Source organism: Candidatus Pelagibacter sp. HIMB1587, from assembly GCF_052047775.1.
Lineage (GTDB): Bacteria > Pseudomonadota > Alphaproteobacteria > Pelagibacterales > Pelagibacteraceae > Pelagibacter.
In genome coordinates, this window is record NZ_JBNAJJ010000002.1 from 50,149 (window position 1) to 73,487 (window position 23,339).

At 27.5% G+C, this 23,339-nt stretch carries 17 protein-coding genes and 1 tRNA gene; 1 reads left to right on the forward strand and 17 read right to left on the reverse strand.

Annotated features, from left to right (window positions below; genetic code table 11):
- Positions 1-6 precede the first annotated feature (6 nt).
- The 17 genes from ACTTBE_RS04735 to ACTTBE_RS04815 form a co-directional block, all read right to left on the reverse strand.
- Positions 7-3,231, reverse strand: a complete 3,225-nt coding sequence (locus ACTTBE_RS04735) for a hypothetical protein (RefSeq protein ID WP_440677392.1) — start codon at positions 3,229-3,231, stop codon at positions 7-9.
- 4 nt (positions 3,232-3,235) lie between these two features.
- Positions 3,236-4,366, reverse strand: coding sequence for a M48 family metallopeptidase (locus ACTTBE_RS04740; protein WP_440677393.1), 1,131 nt, complete (start codon positions 4,364-4,366; stop codon positions 3,236-3,238).
- Positions 4,366-6,984, reverse strand: coding sequence for a PDZ domain-containing protein (locus ACTTBE_RS04745; RefSeq protein ID WP_440677394.1), 2,619 nt, complete (start codon positions 6,982-6,984; stop codon positions 4,366-4,368). Before ACTTBE_RS04745 ends, ACTTBE_RS04740 begins: the two co-directional genes overlap by 1 nt.
- Before the next feature lie 6 nt (positions 6,985-6,990).
- Positions 6,991-8,541, reverse strand: coding sequence for an Hsp70 family protein (locus tag ACTTBE_RS04750; RefSeq protein WP_440677395.1), 1,551 nt, complete (start codon positions 8,539-8,541; stop codon positions 6,991-6,993).
- Positions 8,538-9,155 (reverse strand): nucleotide exchange factor GrpE, encoded by a 618-nt coding sequence (gene grpE, locus ACTTBE_RS04755; RefSeq protein ID WP_440677396.1) that lies wholly within the window; start codon positions 9,153-9,155, stop codon positions 8,538-8,540. The genes ACTTBE_RS04750 and grpE overlap by 4 nt, the downstream gene beginning before the upstream one ends.
- A 13-nt stretch (positions 9,156-9,168) precedes the next feature.
- Positions 9,169-12,537 carry a TM0106 family RecB-like putative nuclease gene (locus ACTTBE_RS04760; protein ID WP_440677397.1) on the reverse strand — a complete coding sequence of 1,123 codons (3,369 nt, stop codon included), beginning with the start codon at positions 12,535-12,537 and terminating at the stop codon, positions 9,169-9,171.
- Complete coding sequence (locus ACTTBE_RS04765; RefSeq protein WP_440655310.1) at positions 12,537-13,592, reverse strand: DNA recombination protein RmuC; 1,056 nt, start codon at positions 13,590-13,592, stop codon at positions 12,537-12,539. The genes ACTTBE_RS04760 and ACTTBE_RS04765 overlap by 1 nt, the downstream gene beginning before the upstream one ends.
- Positions 13,593-13,610: 18 nt before the next feature.
- Positions 13,611-14,003: a hypothetical protein gene (locus tag ACTTBE_RS04770; protein ID WP_440677398.1), complete on the reverse strand. Its 393-nt coding sequence runs from the start codon at positions 14,001-14,003 to the stop codon at positions 13,611-13,613.
- A 5-nt stretch (positions 14,004-14,008) separates the two neighbouring features.
- The gene (locus tag ACTTBE_RS04775) at positions 14,009-15,460 is read right to left on the reverse strand and encodes an exonuclease domain-containing protein (RefSeq protein WP_440677399.1); all 1,452 of its coding nucleotides are present in this window, start codon (positions 15,458-15,460) and stop codon (positions 14,009-14,011) included.
- Positions 15,461-15,681: 221 nt separating this feature from the next.
- Complete coding sequence (locus tag ACTTBE_RS04780; protein WP_440677400.1) at positions 15,682-16,356, reverse strand: hypothetical protein; 675 nt, start codon at positions 16,354-16,356, stop codon at positions 15,682-15,684.
- A 33-nt stretch (positions 16,357-16,389) separates the two neighbouring features.
- Positions 16,390-16,905 carry a hypothetical protein gene (locus tag ACTTBE_RS04785; protein ID WP_440677401.1) on the reverse strand — a complete coding sequence of 172 codons (516 nt, stop codon included), beginning with the start codon at positions 16,903-16,905 and terminating at the stop codon, positions 16,390-16,392.
- Positions 16,889-17,437, reverse strand: coding sequence for a hypothetical protein (locus ACTTBE_RS04790; RefSeq protein ID WP_440655302.1), 549 nt, complete (start codon positions 17,435-17,437; stop codon positions 16,889-16,891). The genes ACTTBE_RS04785 and ACTTBE_RS04790 overlap by 17 nt, the downstream gene beginning before the upstream one ends.
- A 230-nt stretch (positions 17,438-17,667) precedes the next feature.
- Positions 17,668-17,752 (reverse strand) — tRNA-Val (locus ACTTBE_RS04795).
- A gap of 107 nt (positions 17,753-17,859) precedes the next feature.
- Complete coding sequence (locus tag ACTTBE_RS04800) at positions 17,860-18,156, reverse strand: hypothetical protein (RefSeq protein WP_440677402.1); 297 nt, start codon at positions 18,154-18,156, stop codon at positions 17,860-17,862.
- Entirely contained in the window at positions 18,149-18,571 is a 423-nt protein-coding gene (locus ACTTBE_RS04805; protein WP_440677403.1) for a hypothetical protein, read from the reverse strand. The genes ACTTBE_RS04800 and ACTTBE_RS04805 overlap by 8 nt, the downstream gene beginning before the upstream one ends.
- Positions 18,572-18,751: 180 nt before the next feature.
- On the reverse strand, positions 18,752-20,389 hold the full coding sequence (locus ACTTBE_RS04810) for a DGQHR domain-containing protein (protein WP_440677404.1): 1,638 nt from the start codon (positions 20,387-20,389) through the stop codon (positions 18,752-18,754).
- The gene (locus tag ACTTBE_RS04815) at positions 20,379-21,002 is read right to left on the reverse strand and encodes a hypothetical protein (RefSeq protein ID WP_440677405.1); all 624 of its coding nucleotides are present in this window, start codon (positions 21,000-21,002) and stop codon (positions 20,379-20,381) included. Before ACTTBE_RS04815 ends, ACTTBE_RS04810 begins: the two co-directional genes overlap by 11 nt.
- 244 nt (positions 21,003-21,246) lie before the next feature.
- Between ACTTBE_RS04815 and ACTTBE_RS04820 the strand changes: the two genes are divergently transcribed.
- Entirely contained in the window at positions 21,247-23,337 is a 2,091-nt protein-coding gene (locus ACTTBE_RS04820) for a DEAD/DEAH box helicase family protein (RefSeq protein ID WP_440677406.1), read from the forward strand.
- Positions 23,338-23,339: the final 2 nt, after the last annotated feature.

Genomic DNA, 23,339 nt, shown 5'->3' on the forward strand with positions numbered 1-23,339 from the left:
TACATTTTAATTTTTTTTCTTTTTTACAATTGTTTCTTCATTAAATTTTTTTTTATTTTCTTCTTTTTCTAAATCTAAAAATCGTTGTTCTAATGAAATCCAATCCCAGTCATCGCTGTAGATTTCTTTCATACGGTTCCAATTTTTCTTCTCTTCATCATTATAATAATCATAATCAACATCATAATATTTAGGATTATCATAGTTTTCATTCTTAAAAGCAATTCTTGCTTTTCTAAATTCATATAAACTGACTGAACTCCAGCAATAATATATATCTTTTAATTTCTTCAGTTTGATAATTGATTCAAAATTTGTTGTTTTAAATTTTGCAAAACCACTTTTATCTATACTTTGAAAGTCTAGTTTAGTTAAATTTTTTAATTTAGCAATTTTTGAAAAATCGATTTTTTGAGTATCTATTTTTTTATAAAACCTGTTATTTACTTCATCATGATTTTTATTTGTGACCGCAAACCCAAAGGTTAATTTAAGTTCTTTTAAATTTAAAAAACGGTTTGTAATTTTGGTTATAATATCTTGTATCTTTATTTGATTTTTAATATCAAAATTAATTAATAAATCTAATTTTTCTATTTTATAATTTATAAAATCAATAAATTCTCCATTTCCATTATAACTGGAATAGCACTGCCCTCCATGACTTGGCTCGTCTGACCATATATAATCTCCGATTCTTAAATTAATCTCTTCAATTTTTTTACTTTCTTTTAAAAATAAAAAATCTTTATCAGTTACTTCTTGTTGTGGTTCGTAATCACTCAAATAATCATCGGTAGTATTATGATAAACTTTTAATTTTAATTTTTTAAGATTTGATAAATATTTTATTTTTCTTAGATCAGAAGCCTGTATTTCTTCAATGCTGAGTTTTTCTAATTTCTTTAGTTCATGCAATTTAGATAAGTCTAGATTAATAATGGAGAATGTATCATCTTTATATAATGACCGGTCAATATTTGGTGAACCTAGAGTAATTTTATAATTATTTTTATTATAAAAATTGTTTAAGTTTTCAATATTTAACTGTTCTAAGTTAGGACAATTCTCAAACTTACTTATCTCTCTAAATTTTTTTGTTTGATGATGGTTTTGATGGGGATGTAATTCTAAAACCTTTAGTTTTGGCATCATTGGAAGTTCAAGGTTATCAAAATAAATGCAATCACTTAATCTAAGATTTTCAAGATTATTGATTGGGATAATTTTATTGAGCTCACTGAGCTTAATATATCTTTGTTGCCAAGTAACCACTCCTTCGAACCAACAATGAGTCATTTCCTGAATATGAGTTTGTTCTATTCCTAAATCGTTTATCAGTTCAAATTGATCAGGATTAAGGATAGTATCTTTAATATTCAATTTATTTTCATCAATATCACTTGAGTTTGAAATTTGATCTAAACTTTGTTTTGCATATAATAAATTTGTATTCTTAATCTTTTCTATTTCCTCAATTTTATCTGAGTTTTTTAATACTAATTTCTTTTCGAGTTTCCAATTTTTTTCATTAGCACTCATGTTGTGAGTAATTAAATGCAAAGGAGATCCCAAATAAAAATATAATTTTTTAAATTTTAATTTATCAATTTGATTTAAAAAATTTTTTTTAACTAACATTGTTAGCTTTGAGTTATTGGATCTAAAATTTTCTTTAGAAAAGCTAGCAATTCTTAAAATTTCATAAAATGTTTCTTTTAAGGGTAATTGTAATTTATCCCATCTTTTTCCATAATATCTATTTTCGTTATACTTTGAAAATTTAGATGAAATTTCATCAATTTCTTCACCATAAATTAATGCCAAATCAGGTAAGGTTTTTGCAGCTTCATAGAACATATCATCAACTACAACTAATTGATCTATTCCTTTTTCAATATATCTTTTAATAAATTTTTCTTTTTTGTCTTTGCTTGCAGTTGTTATCTCCACTCTATTTGTTAAATGGTTAACTTCTAATGAATTAATTAAGTATGCCAAATGTTTTTCAAAATTATCTGTACTTTCAATATTGTCTAGTAATTTATCAATTTCACTATGGTGAATGAAAAATTTAATATCAGGAAAATTTATACTTATCTCATAAATTAACTTAACTAAAAAAGAAAAGTGAGAAGCTTTCCAATTTTCGTCGATATAATTTTTAGATTTTGAAATATCAAAAAATATATTTTTTACATTTTTTTGTTTACTTAATAAATTAATATATATTTCAATTTTTTTGATCCCATCTCTACCATCTGTTAATTTGTCTAAAAAACCATAGCAATTTGAAAATATCAAAGTCTCAAATTTATGATTTAGTTTTTTAGAATTATTTTTATTATTTAGTAGCTTAAATGGTTTTGAATAGTTAACATCTTTAAACAAATCCTTCTCATTCAATGTTAATGATAAAGTGCCAACATCCATGGTTTTCATTATGCTTTCTAATTGAGGGTTGATTTTAGAAAGAGCTGTATTTAAGGCATTATCCTCGTATATAATATTCAATACTTTAATCTCATCAGGATATCCAGCTAAAGGCTTTAGATATCCATTTAAAGATACTAATAATTTTTTTTTAACAATATCAAATAAAAACTTTTCTAGATTTAATTCTAATAAGTCAAAGTACAAACCATTATTAAATTGAATATTTTTTAAAGATTTAAACTTTTTAAGTTTGAAATTATCCATTCCCCAATAAATATTTTTCTTAAATAATTTTTTATCTGTAAAATCAAAACTCTCTGAAAATATTTGAAATGTTTCAAAATTTGAAAAAATAATTTCTTCTAAGTTTTTAAAAATTTTTTCTGAATTTTTTATTTCAAATATAGAATGAAACTTATTTTTATAAGTCTCTTTTATATAATTGTTATAATCAAAATTTATCTCATTTTTTTTTGGAAAGTTTATTTGAAAAATTTTATTAGTAATTTCTATGCTTTTTAATTCCTCGTTAGGTTTTTTATTAAAGTAACAATAATAATTATAAGTAATTTTTTCTAATTTCTTTAAGTGTGATAAAGCTTTGTAAAATCTTTGAAAATCAATAAAACTATCTTTTATTGATATTGATCTTAAATTTTCAAGTTTAGAAATTAAACTCCATTCGTCATCAATATTCCCATAAATAATCTCAAGATTTTTTATTTTTTTATTTTTTTTTAATTTTGAGAAAGTGTTTTGATTTAATGATCCAGATATGCTTAAAAATTCGCCCATATAGTTAAATTTTGAGTTTTTTCTTTAACATACTCAATTCACTTTGAACTAATTTTTTATCACTTTCCGCTACAAATTTTAATTTTTGCAACTCGTTGAATAATTTTTCTCGATCTGCCATTAACAAATTTGCTGCTTCACTTAATGCATTATTTATTTTACCCTCTATTGATTTAGGTTTTGAAATTTTAAGAAGAGATAAAATACTTGCTGTATTTTTTTCACCAAAGTTTTTTTCAAAAATTTTTTGCTCTTTTTTAGTAAATTTATTGTCTGCTATAAAAATTTTTAAACTACGCCACATTAATGCATTGCTAAAAATTTCTTTGGTAGAAATATCTAATTCGTTTCCAATTACTTTCTTAATGCTTTCATTAATTTTTTGGTCTACTGTTTTTAAATCGTAAACACCTTTTTTATTTGTCTCAAAATATTCATGATACTCATGACTCATCGAAAACCACACCAGAGCTTGCATTCTATTTAAAAAAGAAGGATGAGTGCTATACATTTGATTTTGATCACCTTTTATTTGTTTTAATTCTCTTAATTGATCTAAATAAGATGAAAAATTAAATGTTAAATGCTTATCACCAAGTCCACTAGCAATTTTAAGCATTGCTTTCAATGAATTTTCAATATCACCCGAACCTAAAAATCCAGCTCGGTCTGCTGAAATCTCTGATGCTCTTGATAAGTGTAATAATTTTAATAATTCCATTTTGCTTTTTGCTTGATTTGGAGATGGATAAATATTGTGCTGATAGTAATGATGTGAAATTTCGTGACCTAAGACATAGCTTAATTCATTAATATTCAATAACTCAATCATTCTAGAAGTAATAATTATTTCTGCTGAATCACTTTCTGGCATCATCGCACATGATGCTTGTGTTTGATTATGGTTCGCTGTAACAAAAAAGTTAAAATTATTTTTTAATTCCAAATTTTTAAAAACAGACTGGATACAATTATCAATTTTTGGAAAAATTTCTGGTGTAACTTTAACAGAAGTTGATAACAATGATTTTAATATTGGATTATTATAATTTAAACTTTTCTTATCCAAGGAAATCTTAGTATCTAACTCTCTTAAATTATCATATCTATATCTAAATCTATCTAAAAAATTCATTAACAACTATACTGCTTTCTCAAATTAGCAATTAAATTAACCATCTCTTTAGCTCTAACTCTTTTGTCTTTATTGCTGTTGTTTGTTTGTGAATTCCATCTTGAATACTCTTGTCTTAAAATCTTACACTTTGTTTTGTTGTCCATATCTTTTGATAGCCCAAATATACTTTCATCAGCTTTATCCCCAAAATCCACAAATTTTAATGATGCCGTTTCTATTTTTTTTAATTCCAAATACTTTGATTGATTTAATTCTAATTTTTCAGCTACATCATCTAAAAACTTATTTTCTGCAGCGGTTAGTGTTTTGTCATCTGTAGCTATATTTAATAATAAATTAATAATTTCATATCGCTCATCAATTTTTGAAAAATTTTTTATTTCTTTAAGAAATAATTGTGGATCAATAGCCGTATACTTTGATTTTTCATAAATCATTCTCAAATTTAAAGTTTGGTTAATACCACCTTCTAAACTTTGATCTCCTCTAAAAGCAATATTATCCTTTACTAATTGTATTGATTTTTGAGGGTCATTATTGATGCTAGCAATTGAAAAACCTAATGGGATTATTAATGAGTCTAATTTTTGTCTATTCACTCCCAAGTATCCAGCTTGTTTATATTCAGCATCAATCTCTGAAGCATCATATGCTAAAATATCTGGATAACTGTCATATTCATCAAAGTGATCTTGGTATTCGTTTAATTTAAAATGTTCAGGTCGATAATTGACAATTTGATAATCTAATGGTCTTCCCTCGTTTTCATGAAATTTCAGCTCTTTTTTGCAAATAAAAGATCTAAAAGCTATCTTTCTCTTACCTGCTTTTGGAAAGTTCATCACTGAGAAAGGGAAAGCTATTTTTTCTGGTGGATCTTCATTGGGATTTAATAATTTTTTTTGAACTAAAATTGATGATCCTTCACTCCAATCAAAGTTATTAGTTTTAATAACGTTACAGTTGTCTCTAAGATAATTATCTAATTTTGGATTATCTTCATAATCATCAGTTTCATAATAAATATCCTCATATTCCTTTTGATCTAAATCTGTGACATCAAAAGCATATACTTTTAAAAATACTGAATTTTCCTCAAATTCATAAGTATTTGGAAAACTATCATAATAAACTACAAAACAATCTTTACCAGATACCTTCTCTTTTTTTACGTAAGATGAAATAGTAGTTTTATCTTTATAATCAGAGTCAAAACCCTCATCATAATCTGGTATATCTTGGAGATCCATTTTTTCAATTTCTTTAATTCTTTCAAGGTTAAAATCAGGATATTCTAAAAAAAAACTTTTACAAAAATCATCAACTGCTAATTTTATTTTTGCTTTATTAAACTTATATCTTGATTCAAACCAATATCCTAAATTTGTTGCAATGCTTTCAAATCCTGAAGCTAATGCAGTAGATAGTTCTGCATCTTTTATATTAGAAAATTTCCAAAACTTCTCATTAGCTTTATATTTGATTAAAATATTTTTTTTTTTTTCAATCATTGTATTAAAAAAAAAGTTTAGAGTATTTTTTGAAATTTCATCGATGAATAATTCTCTTTTTTTATCTTTGACAGAAATTAATTTTTCGAAATTTTTTATATTTGCAGGTACATCTTTATCCCAATTACCATTAATAACTTTTCCGGTTAAAATAAATGAATAGCAACAATCTTTTTTTAAATTTAAACTCTGTAGTTTTGAAATTATTTTTGAGTTAAAAATCAAACTAAAGAAATTTAGCTTAAAATTTAAATCTTTGTATTCAGGTTTTAACAAGCTAGTAAGAAGTTTGACATCTTTGTTTTTCCAATCTTTTAAGTAATCAGAATTAGAAGAAATTCTTGAGTTGGAAAATCTTTCTGCAATTGTCTCTAATTGCATTATTTCTTTTCTCCTCTCATTCCAATCTAAATGATTAGCACCGTAATCTGATAAAACCCATTCTTTAAATAATAATGAACCAGCTTTTTTTAAATAATGGTTTTCACATGATTTTTTACTTATCTCTATAGCTTTAATGCCATTAATTAGTTTTATTTTTATTGTAATTTCTTTTGACTTATCTTTTTTTTTTATCTTAAATTCTACGTTCTTTCCTGGTTTATATTTTGAAGTTATTTTTTCAAAATCAAATAAAGATGAAATTTTTTTTGAGTCAATTGATAGTAAAATATCATCATCCTCCACTAGTCGATCAAACTCAGGATACTCAAAAGCACTTTTTTCTATTAACGCCAAATTATTTTTTACTTTTATATGGCAAGGCCATGTCACATGGTTCTTCTGATAGTTTTCAATAGAAATTGTTTTAATTTTTACTTGTTCAATTTTATTTAATCTTTTTACTTCGAATAGAACTTCGTCTCCCCAATCTATTTTATTTACTTCAAAATCTAAATCTCCAACAGTTTTTATCTTTATTTTATTGATGGATATTATTAAATCTCCAATTATAAATTTTTTATCTGAAACACTGCCCGCTTGAACAAAATTTATTAGAGGTTTTGATGCATCCCTGTTCTCATTCCTAACATCGAATCCAATATCAAAACAGACAGAATGTTGAAGTCTTTGTATAAATTTTTTCTTTTTTTTTAAAGGCACAAATATTTACTCAATAACTATATGTTCAATAGCCTCATATTGTTTTCTTAAATCTTCAGCTGACTCGGGTCTTAAAGAAATTTCATATTTTTTATCTGAACTAACATCTTTAAAAGTACAATGCATTACTCCGCTGGTATCATATTTGTATGTGATTTCTATCTCCCTACCTTTAGGTTTTTTATCAGGAAACTCTAAATCACCTTGATGAATTAAATTTACAAACTCACGATTAGATTCTCTTCCTTCACTTTGAGTAATAGAACAATCAATTGCATGTTGATCATCATATATTGTGTAAACTGTTGTGGTTTCTTCAGCAGGCAACTTAGTGTCTCTTTCAATTACAACAAGGTTCTCTGTTATTTTTCTATTAAGCACTGGATCATCTCTTTGAACCAAAGTTCCCATATAAAAATTACAAACATCTTTTAGCTGAACTTTTCCTATTGCCTTTTTTTGAGCTGTATTAAGAGTATCCTTTGATTTCAATCCTGCATAAACAGCAGCACCTGCTGCAACAGCTTCATCAACATTAACTCCTTTTAAAGGAGGTTTGCCCATAACTTTTTCAATGGTTTTTGAAATGATTGGTATTCTAGTAGAACCACCTACAAGCAATGTGTGGTTAATTTCACTAACTTCATGCCCAGACCCATCAATACATTCTTCCAGCAGCATCTTTAATTTTTCAATGTGCATTTGGATTGATTGTTCAAACTCTAATCTTGTAATTTCTATTTTCTTTGGTCCTTCAGATCCTTCAACAACTTCGGCATGCTTATTTTTAACAGATAAACTTCTTTTTATTCTTTCGGCAATTTCTAAATACTGCAACTTACCTTCAGTTAAATCTAAGTTTTTTCCAGTTTCATTTTTATATTTTTCATCAATTAAGTTTAAAATTTCTTGATCAAAATCTTTACCACCTAGCCACTTATCTCCCCTTGAAGTAATTACATCAACTTTTTGATCAACAACCTCACAAAGAGTTACATCAAATGTACCTCCACCAAGATCAAATACTAAAATCTTTCCAGTTATCTTTTCTACATTTGGTAAACTTGCATAATAACAAGCGGCAGCAGTAGGTTCATTAATCAATTCAATCACTTCTATACCTGCCATTTTTGCTGCATCTAAGGTTGCAACTCTCGCTTTTTCTGCAAACAACGCTGGAACTGTTATTACAGCCTTTTGAACATCTGAAGTATAACCTTTTAATTTATTTAATATGAATGAACTTACTTGAGCAGGAGTGTAACTATTATTATCATCAGCATCTTCTTTTTCTATCCACTCCCCTTTTTCAACAGAGTACACAACATCATTTTCCATTTGTCTTTTTGTTTCAGAAATTACATTTTTAGGAGTTGCTGCCAAAGCATCCAAAGCTTTATCGCCCACTATCACTTTTTCTCCACTAACATAAACCGTGCTCGCAGTAATTTTTCTATTTTCATCAGTTGATGATAAAACTTCAGGATTTCCAAGGTCGTCTAGCTGAGCAATTGCTGAATAAGTTGTGCCTAAATCTATACCTATTATTTTAGTCATTTATGATCCAACTCAAATATTTCTACCTCAGCGTTTTTTATATAATTAAACTTATCATCTTTTATTAAAATACGATAGCCAGGCTTTAACACTCTTGAAATTAGATTTACTTTACTTGCATCATTAGTTTTTTGTGTTTTTCTAGACGGTGTGCATCCTGTAACTTCCATAATATTATCATTTAAATTTGGTTCAAACTTTTCTATGCCTGTTGAAGATATTGCTATTTCAAGCTTATCTTGGATGGCAATAAGATAATTTTTAGTTTTTTCATCTAAATGATTATTATCTAAATTAAATTTTTCTATAAAATCTATAATTCCAATCAGACTAGTAAATAAACCTTTCTGTTTAGTATTTGTATTTGCTTCTTTATATGATTCTAATTCTTCAGATTTATTTGAAATAACTTTGTTATATGTTTCTAACAAATTATTATTTGAGGAAATTTGTTCTTTTATTTCTTTTAACTCCTTATCTAAACTTTCTATTTCTTGATTTATATCCTCAGATAAATCGAAATTTTCATTTCGATTTTTATTAGCAAACCATAGTTGCACTATTAGAATTATAACTATGAAAACTAATACAGATATCAATATTGTAGTGTTCATATTATTTATATATTCAATCAGTATTAACTTGATATTTCAATAATTTTTGAAAATTATTTATCATTTTAAATTCTTCATAAGTTTTTGGAGGAGACTCAAGTAATTTAGGATTAAAAAGAATTATACTCAAACACTGTGCTCTTGAAATAGCTACATTTAATCTATTTCTATTGAAAAAAAATGATTTATCCCTTGGTAAACTTTCAAGGTCAGAACTTGTCATAGATATAATTGTAACAGGAGCTTGTTGGCCCTGGAACCGATCTATAGTCCCACAACGTGTACCCGCTGGTAATCTAGCTAATAAAAAATTAACCTGAGCATTATAAGGACTTACAATCAAAAAATCTTCTATTGATAAGGGTCGAACTTTGTTATTTATATCAGTAAATTTTTTACCAATTAATTTTTTAATTATTTCATCTATTTTTTTAAATTCTTGTTCACTAGTTTGAGTACAATCTTCGTGATTCATCAAAATTGTGTGAATCCCTTCATTTTTAATAAAAAAATTATTTGGTAAATCAATTTTTCTTTTTTGATTTTCAGGATTAGTTAGAAGTTTGTTTTCATAAAAATTTTCTGAAACAAATGAATTAATATTTGGATGCATCCTATAAGTCCTGTTCAAAAAAATTCCTCTATTGTCTTCAATAGTATCTTTTCCCTGAAGCAAATAATCTAAAACTGAATTATTAGATAAACCAGGATGAGACCCTTGAGTTGGTTGTCCTAATTGTAATTGATCTCCTACAAGAATAATATTTTTAGCAACTCCACCTAATGCGATTAAATCTGCAATTGATATTTGACCTGCTTCATCAATAAAAAGATAATCAATTTTGCTTCTATAATACCATTGGCTCAAATGATATTTGGTTCCAGCAAAGAGCAAAGTATTTCTCTCCTTTAAGGCATCTATGTAATGTTTTTCGTTTTTATCTGTTTTAATAAGATTGCCTTTGTAATACGTATCATCATTATCAGGGTTACCCATTTTTAATCCCTTGAATAAAAAGCCTTGATTTTCTGCAAGTTTTTCTACTCGTTCTAATAAGTTATGGATCACTTTATGGGAGTTTGCTGTTACAGCTATTCTTTTATTCTTTTTTAAAAGTTCAATAATAGCATTTGAAGATTGCAGGGTCTTCCCTGTACCTGGTGGACCCTGCAAAAAAAGGTAGCTCGAATTTAACCTAGCAATTACATCTGGTATTTCTTTATCAAACTCTTCAGAAGTAATTATTTTTTCTCCAGGTTTGATGCCTTTGATATTTGGAATGTCTCGATTAAGAAAATTTTTTAAAGCTTCATAACCTTTTTTATTTTCTAAAATATTTTCACAAAAATTATAGATATTTTGGTTTAAATTTTCAAAACGAGATTGTTCCATTACCTTCTCACCTATAGACAATGTTCTTGGCAACTGTTTTTGTTCCTTGGAAATACCTTTTCTTAATACAAGAGTTCTATTGATTTGATCTAATTCTTGAATTGTTCCTGCATAGTCTGCGCGATCTGGGTCATTATTGTTTGCTATAATTACACCTCTTCCTTTTTTTAATTTGTACTCTTGTTCAGGAAATAGATATTTGTAACAAAAAGACCTTTTATCTTGTACTTGGGAAACCAATTTCATGTTACCTATACATTCTCGATCATCAATTAATTCCTCATCTGACAAATCTTTTCTGTCAAAGAATTGTCTCCATTGAGGTTTTTGCTCACGATTATAAAAGCCAATTACATCTGAGAGTAGTTTTACAATTGGATTGTCTGATAATTTAGATGCATTAAATCTTTTCTGATAATCTAATAAATTTTCTTCAAAGGGTCTTAATTCCATTTGTTCCTTCTCAGGAATAAACCACTTTGTATCTGCTGGTTTAATTTTTAATAACCAATTTCTTAATTTAAATGTACTGACACAATCTTGTTTATTATATTCTTCAATCTCATCTAACAAATTTTGTTTTTTTGTCTCTATCCATTGAATATAATACTCTTCAGAAATATCACCTTTTTTAATATCTCCAGATCTTTTAAAATCATAATATTTTTCAACTTCTTTAATTGAATAACTTTTTTCAGAAACATAAATTGCTTGTTTAACAATTCTAAACAAATCAACAAATCTTCCAAGATTAAGATAATGATCATAATCTACACCTTGAACTTTATGTAGAGAAGTTAATCTCTCAAGAGCTTTGATTTCATAAGAAGCGTAATGATAAATTTTAGCTTTTGGATACTTCTTAAAATGAGCTTTGGTGAAATTAAAAAAGTCAATTACACTTTGTTTTTCTTCTTGTTTGTTATGACTCCAAAAAGTTTTAAAAATCTTTTCTCCATTTTCTTCATAATAAATCCCAAATAAATACTCTAATCTACCTGGGAACACATAGTCTTGGACAGATTCTATGTCAAAAAACAAATCACATTCTGAAGGTTTGGGTAATAAGTTAAATCCCTTATTTAATATTAAATTTTCTTCAATAACTTTAAATATTGGATAACCTTTTTCTTCAGCTTCAATTTGTAATTTGGCCTGATTTATTCTTTTTATTTTAATTTCATCTCTTAAACCCTCTATTTTTGTTTTAGGATTTAGTTTTGCTAATTCATCAAAATTATAAATACCAGCGTTATTTAATTTTTTTATATCCTTTCTATTGTTTAATAACACTTGATTTAAGTGCCTTTTATTAATCCATTCATTATCACAAACTTCTTTCCAATCACAAAAAGTACAGTTACTACATTTTTCTGGTTTAGTTTTGCCTAAACCATTTTTTATGAAAGTTTCATAAGATTTTTTATGCAATAAAAAAGTATCATATACTTCTTTAAGTTTAATTAATTCTTTACTTTTATCTTTCAATAAAATGTAAAAATTATCTGCAAGTGTTCCTTGGGCCTCTTTAAGTAAAAAAGAATATAAGCAAACTTGATAAATGTGATCTCCTTTTACCTTTGAACTATTTTTAGTATCAATAATCTCATAGCTATAATTTCCTAAGTTAGATTGAACATTTTTATTTATTTCCAAAAAATCTAACTCACCACTCCAGTTTCCAGATTGGAGCCAACCACCATAAATTAATTCATATCCATCTTCTAAAGCCTTGATGGTCTCCTCTATTTTTTCTTCTTTTGATAAATTTTTTAAAATTTTAATATTTTTTACTTTTTTATATTTTTTACTTAATTCTTTAAAATATTGTACCTCATGAATTAAACCTTTTTCTAAACGTAAGTTATCTGCAACCGTTCTTCCAGCTCTTTTTAGATTTAATTTTTTTTCATTAAATTCATTTGTGATTATATGCTTACAATTAATAAATCTTGTAAGCATTGTTGCTGAATAAAAATTTTTATTCACTATTTTATTTTTTTAATCTCTTCGTTATTATTTTCTATTTCAAGATCTTCTTTAATATTTTCCGGAATATTTTTTTTGGGGATTAATCCACCAACTTTATTTAGGTTATCTACTTTGCTTAAAAAACTACCCCTGCCATCCTTAATTTTTCTCATAACATCTTCTACGCCGCTAGATGTTTTTTGAATACTGTCCCTTGCTACTTTAGCACTTTCATAAATTTCAACACTTTGTGAGCTAATTTTATTTGCAAGTTCTATTATTTTTTGGGTATTTCTAGATTGTTTTTCTGCCTTCCAATAATATTCAACAGTTTTTAAAGTAAAGTACAACATAGATGGTCCAACTAGAGTTATTTTCTTTTGGATTGCATAGTCCATCATTTTTCTACTTGAATTCCCTAGAGAAGATATAGCAGCTTCATTTGGGCAGAACATTATGACTGCATCCAAAGAATTTATTCCATCTAAATTTTGATAATTTTTCTTTGCTAATGAGTCGATATGATTTTTTATAGATTGTTTATGACGATTAAGAGCATCCTCTTTTTTTTGAAGATCATCTGTATTCACATATTCATCCCAAGCAGTTAAATTAACTTTAGAGTCTATGATAACGTCTCTTTTACCAGGAAAATGAACAATAAAATCTGGTATCAATCTCTCACCCTCTTCTGTTTTATAGAATTGATGTTTTTCAAACTCTTGGCCTTCTGTGAACTGTAGCTTGGTTAATATATGTTCTAAAACCATCTCTCCCCAAGCCCCTTGTTTTTGAGATGAGCCTGCTACTAATGTATTTTTCATTTCGTTAGCAATTTTTTCAAAGTTTTCACCTGAAGTGGTAAAGTTCTCTAATTTTTCTGTAAGCGTTCCTTGATATTCATCATTATCTTTTTTGATATCTTTGATTGCTTTATCAATATCTTGAAGATTGCTCTCAAAAGTACTTAGGTCTTGTTCCTTTTTTTTAAATATATATGGGTAAATTCCAAAAACAATTAAGCCTCCAAAAAGCAAACCTAAAAAAAATTGAAAATTAAAAAACTCAAGCATTCTTATTGTCCTTTCATATTAATGTATTGTTTCATTTTCATCTTGTGGTTTGTTTGCTCCCTCAACTTTATCATTGACTGAAGCCCCATCCCAGTCTTTATACTCTTTTATCCATTCGTCATAATTTTCTAATATTTGCTTAGATGCATACCTGTAGTAATAACGATAAAGTGGAAAACTTATTTGAGCAATCATCATTTGTAAAACTCTATATATAAAAAGATAAAAACAATAACCAACACTCAAAAAGCTTTTTTTAGAGGCTTTGTAATAAACATCTACAAGTTCTTTTGCCAAAGCATCCATTCTCTTAAACTCATCATCCTCAGTTTGAATTTTTTTATTCTCTTTAGATTTATTAACAAAATTCAAAATATTATTTTTTTTATCTTTATTTTTTTTATCAGACATAAATTCTAAGCATCCTGGTATTTTGATTCTAGATTCATTACATAATCGTTAATGCCATCTAAAAATTTAAGTTTTTCGTCTACAGTTTTAAATGAAAACATTTTGTTATCATCTTCTCTAAGGTTGTCACAATCGACATAGAAATCATTAACAGTTGTCCACTTCTCTTTGTTAGTGCTCAATATTCTTTTGGCAATTTTACGTTTAATTTTCTTGTACATATCTTTTGGTAAAATATCAGGAGCTTCATTGAACAAAATTCTGCTACCAAAATAAGAATATCTTTGATCTTCAAATTTATCCAATAATGCTAATTTATTTTTCCAATCTGCCTCATGCCATTTAGTAAATAAAAATTTATCTTTAGGTGAAGCGAATCCAGTATAAATAGTTTCTTCAGGTTCTGGGTCTTCTTGAGATTGAGTTTGCATTTTTTCTTCTGCATTTTCTCGAAGAATATTACAAACATCATTTGCAAATTTTTCATTATTTTTTATTAATTCAGCTCTTTTTCTTAATAGCTCAGGATCTAATTTATTATATGGATCAACTTTCATTGCATAACTAGCGTCTAAAATAATAGGCGCTTTATTAGAACGCACCGTTCTTAAAAATTTTGGTGACTCTTTCATTTTTGCTTTTAATTCATTATATGAAAGACTGAAAAGTTTCTCACAATCAAAACGTAAATCAACCACCTGTGCCCACTTGTATATTGGATGAATAAAATTTTTTGGATGAAGTGGTGCTGTTAAAAATAATCTTGATCGACCATAGAAATATTCTGTAACTGTAAATAAATTTTCAGATTTCATAATATTTTCTACAGTTTGTTTGCTTGCTGTTTTTAAATATTCATTCCATAAATTTGGCTGTTTTTGCCTAATTAATCCCAAAACATTGCAGGTGTTTTCTGTATCCACCAATGCTGAATGGCTATCTTGTGCATCAAATCCATTGAGTCTTGCAAGAGATTCGAGCTTCATTGAAACATTGCCTTTTTCATTTAATTCGCTGTTCAATATTTTGTCATCAACAGCAAAAGCAGCTCTAACTACGTTAAGAGCATCATGCCTTACATTATTTTGTGTATTTTCAATGTAGGGATCTTTTAATGATTTAAAAAATTCTTTTCTTATGACTTCGCTGTCAAAGTTTATTCCTGAATATGCTAAAAATGTTGTTGGCTGATCTTTGGACCAAAATTTAAAGAGCTTTTCTATTTGGTTAATGAGCTGATAATGGGAAAGATTAGATTTAGTCAATAAATCAACATTTGTACGGTTAATACACAGGGCAGTTGCGGTTGGCACGCGGTCATCTGGTAGTCTGCATCTAGCCTGAAATCTTTGTTCTTCTTTAAAATTACTGTCTAAAAGAATACATCCAATTTCTAATATACTACACCAATCTGTAGCACTATGATCAGTTTCTAGATCCCATACAATATACTTCATATTATTCTCCTTAACTGAAGTACTTGAAAGAATTTAAATTAATGAAATTTTAATAAAAAACATTAACCAAGCATCTAAACAAGTAGCTTCGTAAAGTTTTTATCTAAGTTTAAATGAAGTAAGTTTTTTTTAAGAAACTAAACTGTTGGCATCTAAACAAGTAGCTAAAAAATTTAGTGTTTACCTTTTAAATTAAGAAAAATTTAAAGTCAACAAAAAAATTAATTATTTAATTGCATTTTATAATACTCATCAACTTTTCTCATAAAAATTTCTTGATAATGTTTTAGTCTTTCAGAATCAATTACAAATCGTTGAAACATTAAATCTTTAGTACAAACAAGTATCACTCCTTGATTTATATCAGTTCCATAAACTTTATTATGAGCCATCTGATACGCTGAAAGTTGTAAGTAGTAATCTGTATTCCATTCATCTTTTCTTAGTTGTGAACTATTTTTAAAATCTATAATTGAATTTTTTCCTTCATAATTACCAATTAAATCAGCAGCACCAGCATAGCGTTCTGGATAATATAATGTTGCTTCAACACCCCAAATTTCATTTATCTTATTTCTTAAACCATTCTCAATAATTTGATCTGCCATCTGTCTTTCTAAAGTATTATTACCTAACAAATCTAAATTTAATTTTCCTAACAAAAATTTCTCAAGAAAATCATGCATTGCTTGACCTCTGCTAGTGGCTTCTTTAGTAATTTTATCTGCAGCAGCAGCACCTAATTTTGTACGCCATCTATTAAGGCTTTCTATTGCCTCTTTTGATTTTGTAGCATTTAGGATTGTAGTTACACTTGGCAGTTTTTCATTATTGACATCATAAAGCCTTTGCCCATTATAATATGCTCTAATTGACTTTGGATAATTAAACTTCATAGTACGTAGCAACGGTTAATATAAGCATTTTTACTAATAATACTTATACTTTTTTTCAATCCTCCATTGTTGTGATGAACCTAATTTATTTTGATTAATTGACTGATTAGGGTCTACCCAATAAATATATCTTCGTTCTTTTTCAGATGTTTCACGGTTGTATTTAAGTCGTTCTTGTTCTTTTCTTTCTTTTTCTCTTTTAATTTTTAATGCATGTTCCTTTTCTTTTCGTTCACTAATTTGTTTTTCTAAAGATTGATCAAGTTCTTCCCTACTCATCTTTGATTGAGGAGGTGTATAAGAATTCACAGGTGTTATTACTTTTTCCTCTTTAATATATTTTTTAGGCAGTTTTCTATTGATCATTGAGTAATAAATCTCAGGCTTATTTGCTAACAAATAATCTTTATTTTCTCTTAGGAATTCATCAGTCTGCTTTTTAATTAACCGCATATAATAATGATGATTTGGCTTTAAAATTCCACGATTAGATCTTCGCCATTTGCTGCAGTACTTTATGTAATGTTTTCTATCACTTCTCCAATCCATCTTTGCCTCCTCTCATTTTCTGCAAAATTTCTAATAATTTGAAATACTTGTTTAAAAGTTTGTCCTCAATAGTATTAAGCTTTAAAAGAGATGAGCCATTTTTAGAATCTCTTCCAAATGCTAAACCTAATAACCTTTTTGATCGGTCGGGTGAAATAACTACATTTGATATATTTTCCTTATTATCAAATTTATCTGCTATATCTTCTTTGTATTCATTAACTTGATAAGTTAAAATTTCCTGGTTGAACATCCCAGACTCTATTCCAAAGACCCTTCTCAATCGAAACCCAACATCAATAATTTTAAAAACTACTTGTTCTTCTAAAATTCCTTTTGGATTTAATTTTTTAAGCATCTCATCACGGTAACTCTCAAATGACTTTTGATCTTCACCGACAATTAAATCTTTGGAGGTTAATCCATGTTTAATGTTATTATGTGAAGACCAATACTTACCTCTAACTGTGATAGGCCCCGTTGATTTGAGTGAATTTTTTCTGTTCGCTAATATTTGTTTATAACTTGCCATAATTTTCTCCTTTTAAAAATCCATAGATAAAATCTATGGGGGTTAATGTTTGCTGATTTAAAAGGCTCACCTCGAAGGGCATTATTTAAGGCCGCGCAATAAACGTATTACGAACGAATCTTTAAAAGATTAATTAATTCTAACACAATTCCAACAGCAGGATCAACACCACTACACCTAATTTTTACGAGGAGAAGCCTATTTCTCCCCGCAAGTCATAGGCGACTTAATGGTACCCAAAATCAGATTCGAACTGATACTCATCGAAATGAAACAAGTGTATCTTGTCGCGTCTAACCGTTCCGCCATTTGGGCATATAGCATTTATAAACCAAAAAATAATTTAGATATGAAAATTAATCCAAAAATTAAGATGATAAATAAAATTAATCCACTCAACGCTTGCCAGATAAAACTAAACATTAACTAGATAAACCTTTTTTTTCATATTTGTTTAGCTCATCTTCAAGCAATTGAATTTCTTTTTGTGCTCTTTTGCAATTTAAAATACTTTTCAAGTATTGATAATTTTTGATTAAATCAGATGGCAAATTTACAAGACTTACAAGTAAATATAAAAAAATTTTATCTTTATAAAATTCTTTTTCTACCTTGTCTTGAAATTTAACACTTTTAATATATGCAGTAGTATCAATTAAATAATCTTGAGCATATTCAAGTCTATCTTTTAAAATATAATAAAAATTATCTTTATACATAATTAAATTTCACCTCTAGAGTTTTGATTTCATTTTTTCCAGAGTCAAAACCAGTTACACCATCAGTGTGTGAAACATAATTACCCTTTCCTATAAAAGTAAAATCATCAGAATTATCCCATCTAGCAAATATAAAAGGAGATACTTGATTTTGAATTATTTTTTTCATTAACGGCTGATCTGAATGAGTTCCTGGTCTGCCATACCAAGTTATTTCTTTACTTGAAGGATTATGATTGTTATTAAAAAAATGACCTGATTTACCCGGTACACCTATATTCATAAAAATTACTAAATTATCATTATGAACTACAAGTGTAGTGTCCCATTTGCCTAATCTGTTATCCTCAAATATTTTATTTTCAAATTTTTCTGCAACTATTTTTCTTGGATATTTTTCATTCAAATCAAACATCGAAACCTCTGATTATTTTATAAGAATGGTTTTGGCTTAGAAAGAAAGCAAGAAAGAATTTACCAAAACCATTCTTTTTTTTTAATCCATGATTATTCAAAGCATTTACAGAAAGGAATGAAAGGAGATGCTTTGAGATAATCATAGATATGTACTTGTGTAACGAAAGGCAAAAAAACATTACACAGTCTCCGGAAGTTTAAGATCACATTCAAAAGTATCATCCTCAAGAATTTTACAATCAAGATGATTACCATCATAATTAATTACTTTGCCAGACGTTCTTATCAATCTGCTTTCAATAAGAGATTGCCTTAAACTTTCTCTTTCTTCATCTGTAACGTTTTGAAAAAGAACATATTTTAATAACTTTGCAGCAAGAGTAATTGCGCTTGTTGATACAATCATTCTTGTTTTTTGAGGATTATATAAAACAGAATAAAAGATGGAGTTCCAATTATCAAGTTTACTAAATCCACCTTTTTTTTCAAATTTATAAATTGCTGTAAATATCTGATCTAAGTCTTTGTTATCTTTTAAGCAAAGGCCCACAGTTTTAGCAAAAGCAATTTGACCAACTCTTCTAAAAAGAACGTTGCCCTGTCCATGTTGACCAGAAACTTTTTTATGATTGTAGATTCTGAAATTAGACGCTTTCACATCTGTTGTATTCAAAAATTGATCGATGCATTCTAGTTTCTGCATCTTACTGATAAATTCTGAAAAGATTGAGGTATATTCCTCTATTTGTTTTACCTCTTCTTCTTTATCATATTTTTGATTAGATTTAGTGTTGAGTTTATCATCCTGAATTAAATATTCAGCCATATTTACAAGTATGTCTAAAGTGGTGAATTCTGGAGAACCATCAGTAGGATTTGTACTCTTTAGATTTGTAACGTTCTCGGTTTTACCATCTTTTTCAACTGTTTTAGATAAAAAATTGGTACCTTTCTCAAGAACATTTTTTGCAATTTTATTATAACCATTATCTTTTAAAGCAGCACCAGCCGCTTTTGAGAGTCTCTGTGCTTTGTCATTAATATCAACAAACAAAGTACGAACTCTTTCTTTAGCTTCAGACCTTGTTTCATCTTTTTTTACTCCAACAACAAACTCAATTGAAATTTTTTCATTTAATATTTTGTGTATATTACTGACAGGATAATCGTCATGTTTAAACCATTCAATTCCACGATCTTTTTTTCCTATTGTAAGAGTACCTTTATCAGCAAGCTGCTGTAAACCTTTTACTCCCAGAAGACGGTGTTGTCCATCTAAAGCATAAATAAAATAGTTACTTGAAATATCAAGTAAACCTAAATCATCTGTGAGACTTATGAAGTTGCAACTGTCTTGTTTTGCTGTAGGCATTTGACCATCTCCCCAATAATCTTTATTATATTTACCTGAGTCTGGATCTACCCAATCAGCAGTAACTACAGCTAAAATCGGTGGAAATTTTCTTTGATCATCTAAAAGATATCTAACCAAATCTGCTTCTCTTTTATAATCTACTTCCCTTTGAGTTAACTCATTAAGCATATGAGGATCTCTATCAAGCTTAAGCTTCCCGTTCTCAGTTGTTACCATTTGTGAAAACAATGGCATTTGCATTGCGAACTTAATATTTTTACCAAAAGAGTCTAATGTCATAGAGCCAGTAAAAGAAATATTTTCTCCCATAGTATTTTTTGACACTAAGATGTAGTTTGGATGTCTATTTTGAAACGCTTTAAATCCAGAACCTAAAGATTTAATTGTTTGTCTTTCCATTTCATCCATTTTTTGAACATTATCTATTAAATTATCTGACATATTTCTTACCTCCGTTATTATGTAATTTGTTGAAAATTGGATTTAATTTATTAATAAAAAACTGTTCAATTTTACTTAAATTTTTTTCTGGAAATCGTTTAAATAAAATTTTTAGTTTTTTATTTTTCTCGGCTTTACTTAACCAATGATGAAAGTTGGGATCAACACATTCTCTAAAGTGTTCTTTTGCTCTTGAGCCCAAGCTTCTAGTAGTTTTACCTATATAAGCTATTCTGGATTTCATAATTATCCCGTAAAGCTCATCAACTTCAGTAAATATATAAATTCCTGGGCCAGTATCGACTTCATATTTAGCCTGAAATGTACTTACATATTTGCTCCAACTATTACATTTGTTAAGTAATTCTGTTTCTTGGCTGTTTAGATTAGGGCTAGTTAATACTTTACTAGCCCTAATTTTTGGCTTCACATCATTTTCACCTCCACTTCTATGACTAACAAAAGGACAACCATGAGTATTCTTAAATTCTGTTTTTGAAGGCTGCTCCAATGATCCAGTTGAAAAATGAGCATCAACTGGATTTGAAGTGTTGTTTGCAATTAGAGCACCTCCTTTTTGTTTGCTGTTTATATTTATTTTAAAATTTTTCATAATTTTTTTACGATTATCAACTTTAATATACGATTGCAAGCTTTATTTTAAATTTTTTATACTTTTTTTTACGATAAAAAAATCAATAAAATAGGGGTTTTTTAAGAAATTGATAAAAAAATTGCATTTTTACGGTCTTTTTTGAATTTTTTTTTAAATTAAATCTGATCTAAACTATTATTTTAGAGACAATAATCCTTAAATATATTTTAGCTTATATAGTGGTTAAAACTTATCATTAATTATGGAAATTAAAAAATTTATAGAAAATCTTAAGCCAACTTACGATAACGCTTATGGAGATAATTTAGGTAAAGATTTTTACTCTCCATGTTTAGAAAACTGCAAACAATACAAAAGAATGACGGGTGAATTCCGAAGCAGTGTAATTTTTGATTGGGGAAAAGCTCTTTTAAAAATTTTAGATAATGAAGATGAAAAATGCATAGTCAAAATAATAGCAAATCCAAGTTTAAATGCTTTTGACGCTGAGGCATTAAAAAAAACCATAGAAATGAAAGATGATAATTTTTGGAATGAGATCAGTGATAAAATTTATGAAGATGCAAAATTATTAGTAAATAAAGATTTAGAAAAACAAGATGAAAGAGATATTAAATTAAAAATATTTGCTTATTTGGTAGCAAAAAAAAAATTAATTCTCAAATTTGGTTTTCCTAGACACATTGAAAATCCAGGTATGTTTCATTGGAAAAAAGGCATGTTTTATTTTGATGAAGGTCTTAAAGTTGGATTTAATGGAGGACCAAATGAAAGTCACGGTGGACATGAGAGAAATATAGAAGGTATTGATGTATTTACTAACATCAACGGAGAAGATGTACACATAAACGATTTCGAATATAAATTTGATTTAGCTTGGGATGACAAAGCACCTGGTTTTCAGACAAAACCTTTATCAAAGAAAACACTTGATAAAATAACACTGGAAGCACCCAAATCAAAAAAAGAAATTCAAAACATTATTAAAAAAGCTTTTGAAAAAAACAAGGATACGCTTGGTGATTTACTGGACGAAGATCAGATTAAAAAATTAAAACAAATTGGATCTATAAAAGAAGAGGAAAATGAACTCAAAGAAAATTATCTTGAGGTAAAAGATGAAAAATGGAGATTTCAACAAAAAGCAAGAGAGAAATTTATAAAAGCTAAATGCGGTATCTTAGAAATGGCTACAGGGACCGGTAAAACAAGAACAGCATTATCAATTGTAACTCAACTAATAAAAGATAAAGAAATAAATAATATTATAATTCAATTAGAAAAAGATAACTTAATTAGTCAATGGGAAAAAAATATTCGTGAATGGCTAAAAACCGAAACATATGAAGATATTAATCTCTTAAAATTTGCTCAAAACAAAAATCAATTAGAGGAATTTACGTTAAGTTTGCAAAGCAATATCGTACAATTATTGATTGTCAGCAAACATAATCTTCCAAAACTTTTAAAAAAAATTAATAAAAAAGATTTAACTAAAACAATAATTATACATGATGAGGTACATGGTTTATTTTCAGATAAAACTATTCCAGATATTGAAGGTCTGCAAAAAAATATAAAATATAGACTTGGGTTGTCAGCTACTATTGAAAATAAATTTGAACCAGAGAGAACAAAAATATTGTTCAAAGAAATAGGGGAGATTGTAGATGAATATCCTCTAAAAAAAGCTATTCAGGATGGTGTATTGGTTGAGTTTGATCTAATTCGTTTAGATTATAAATTGCTAGAAAGTGACAGAAAAAAAAGGTCAAGAGCGTATTCAGCTTATGAAGAAGATATTAAAAATGGTGTAAATCCAAAAATTGCAGAGAAAAAAAAAAATTTAAAACTATCAGCAATTAAGAAAAATTGTGTAGACAAAGTAAGAGTGTTTGAAAATAATTTTAACAAAATATCAAAATATTTGCATCGTAGTTTTATTTATGCAAATGAAAAAGTTTATGTTGATAGAGTTTTAAATGTTTTAGTTCATAAAAATATCAATTTTAGAAAACATACCGATGGATCAAAATATGAAAATATTATTAAATTTTCTAATGGAGAAATTGATTGTTTGTTAAACTGTGAAAAATTATCAGAGGGGATAGATGTAAAAGATGTTAACAACATAGTGTTATTTGCAACCCCACAAGGAATTCAATTAATTCAAAGACTTGGCAGAGTCTTAAGAACAGATAGTAAATTTCCTCAGAAGAGAGCCTGTGTTATTGATTTTTTTGAAGAAGATGACATGGAAAAAAAAGAGGGATCTGATTATAATAGATATAAAAAACTCAAAGAATTATCCGAAATAAAAAAATTAGTTTAAAT

Coding starts and splice junctions, on each gene's coding strand:
- ACTTBE_RS04735 (WP_440677392.1), bottom strand. CDS start 3,231: ATGGGCGAATTTTTAAGCATATCTGGATCATTAAATCAAAACACTTTC.
- ACTTBE_RS04740 (WP_440677393.1), bottom strand. CDS start 4,366: ATGAATTTTTTAGATAGATTTAGATATAGATATGATAATTTAAGAGAG.
- ACTTBE_RS04750 (WP_440677395.1), bottom strand. CDS start 8,541: ATGACTAAAATAATAGGTATAGATTTAGGCACAACTTATTCAGCAATT.
- grpE (WP_440677396.1), bottom strand. CDS start 9,155: ATGAACACTACAATATTGATATCTGTATTAGTTTTCATAGTTATAATT.
- ACTTBE_RS04765 (WP_440655310.1), bottom strand. CDS start 13,592: ATGCTTGAGTTTTTTAATTTTCAATTTTTTTTAGGTTTGCTTTTTGGA.
- ACTTBE_RS04770 (WP_440677398.1), bottom strand. CDS start 14,003: ATGTCTGATAAAAAAAATAAAGATAAAAAAAATAATATTTTGAATTTT.
- ACTTBE_RS04775 (WP_440677399.1), bottom strand. CDS start 15,460: ATGAAGTATATTGTATGGGATCTAGAAACTGATCATAGTGCTACAGAT.
- ACTTBE_RS04780 (WP_440677400.1), bottom strand. CDS start 16,356: ATGAAGTTTAATTATCCAAAGTCAATTAGAGCATATTATAATGGGCAA.
- ACTTBE_RS04785 (WP_440677401.1), bottom strand. CDS start 16,905: ATGGATTGGAGAAGTGATAGAAAACATTACATAAAGTACTGCAGCAAA.
- ACTTBE_RS04790 (WP_440655302.1), bottom strand. CDS start 17,437: ATGGCAAGTTATAAACAAATATTAGCGAACAGAAAAAATTCACTCAAA.
- ACTTBE_RS04800 (WP_440677402.1), bottom strand. CDS start 18,156: ATGTATAAAGATAATTTTTATTATATTTTAAAAGATAGACTTGAATAT.
- ACTTBE_RS04805 (WP_440677403.1), bottom strand. CDS start 18,571: ATGTTTGATTTGAATGAAAAATATCCAAGAAAAATAGTTGCAGAAAAA.
- ACTTBE_RS04810 (WP_440677404.1), bottom strand. CDS start 20,389: ATGTCAGATAATTTAATAGATAATGTTCAAAAAATGGATGAAATGGAA.
- ACTTBE_RS04815 (WP_440677405.1), bottom strand. CDS start 21,002: ATGAAAAATTTTAAAATAAATATAAACAGCAAACAAAAAGGAGGTGCT.
- ACTTBE_RS04820 (WP_440677406.1), top strand. CDS start 21,247: ATGGAAATTAAAAAATTTATAGAAAATCTTAAGCCAACTTACGATAAC.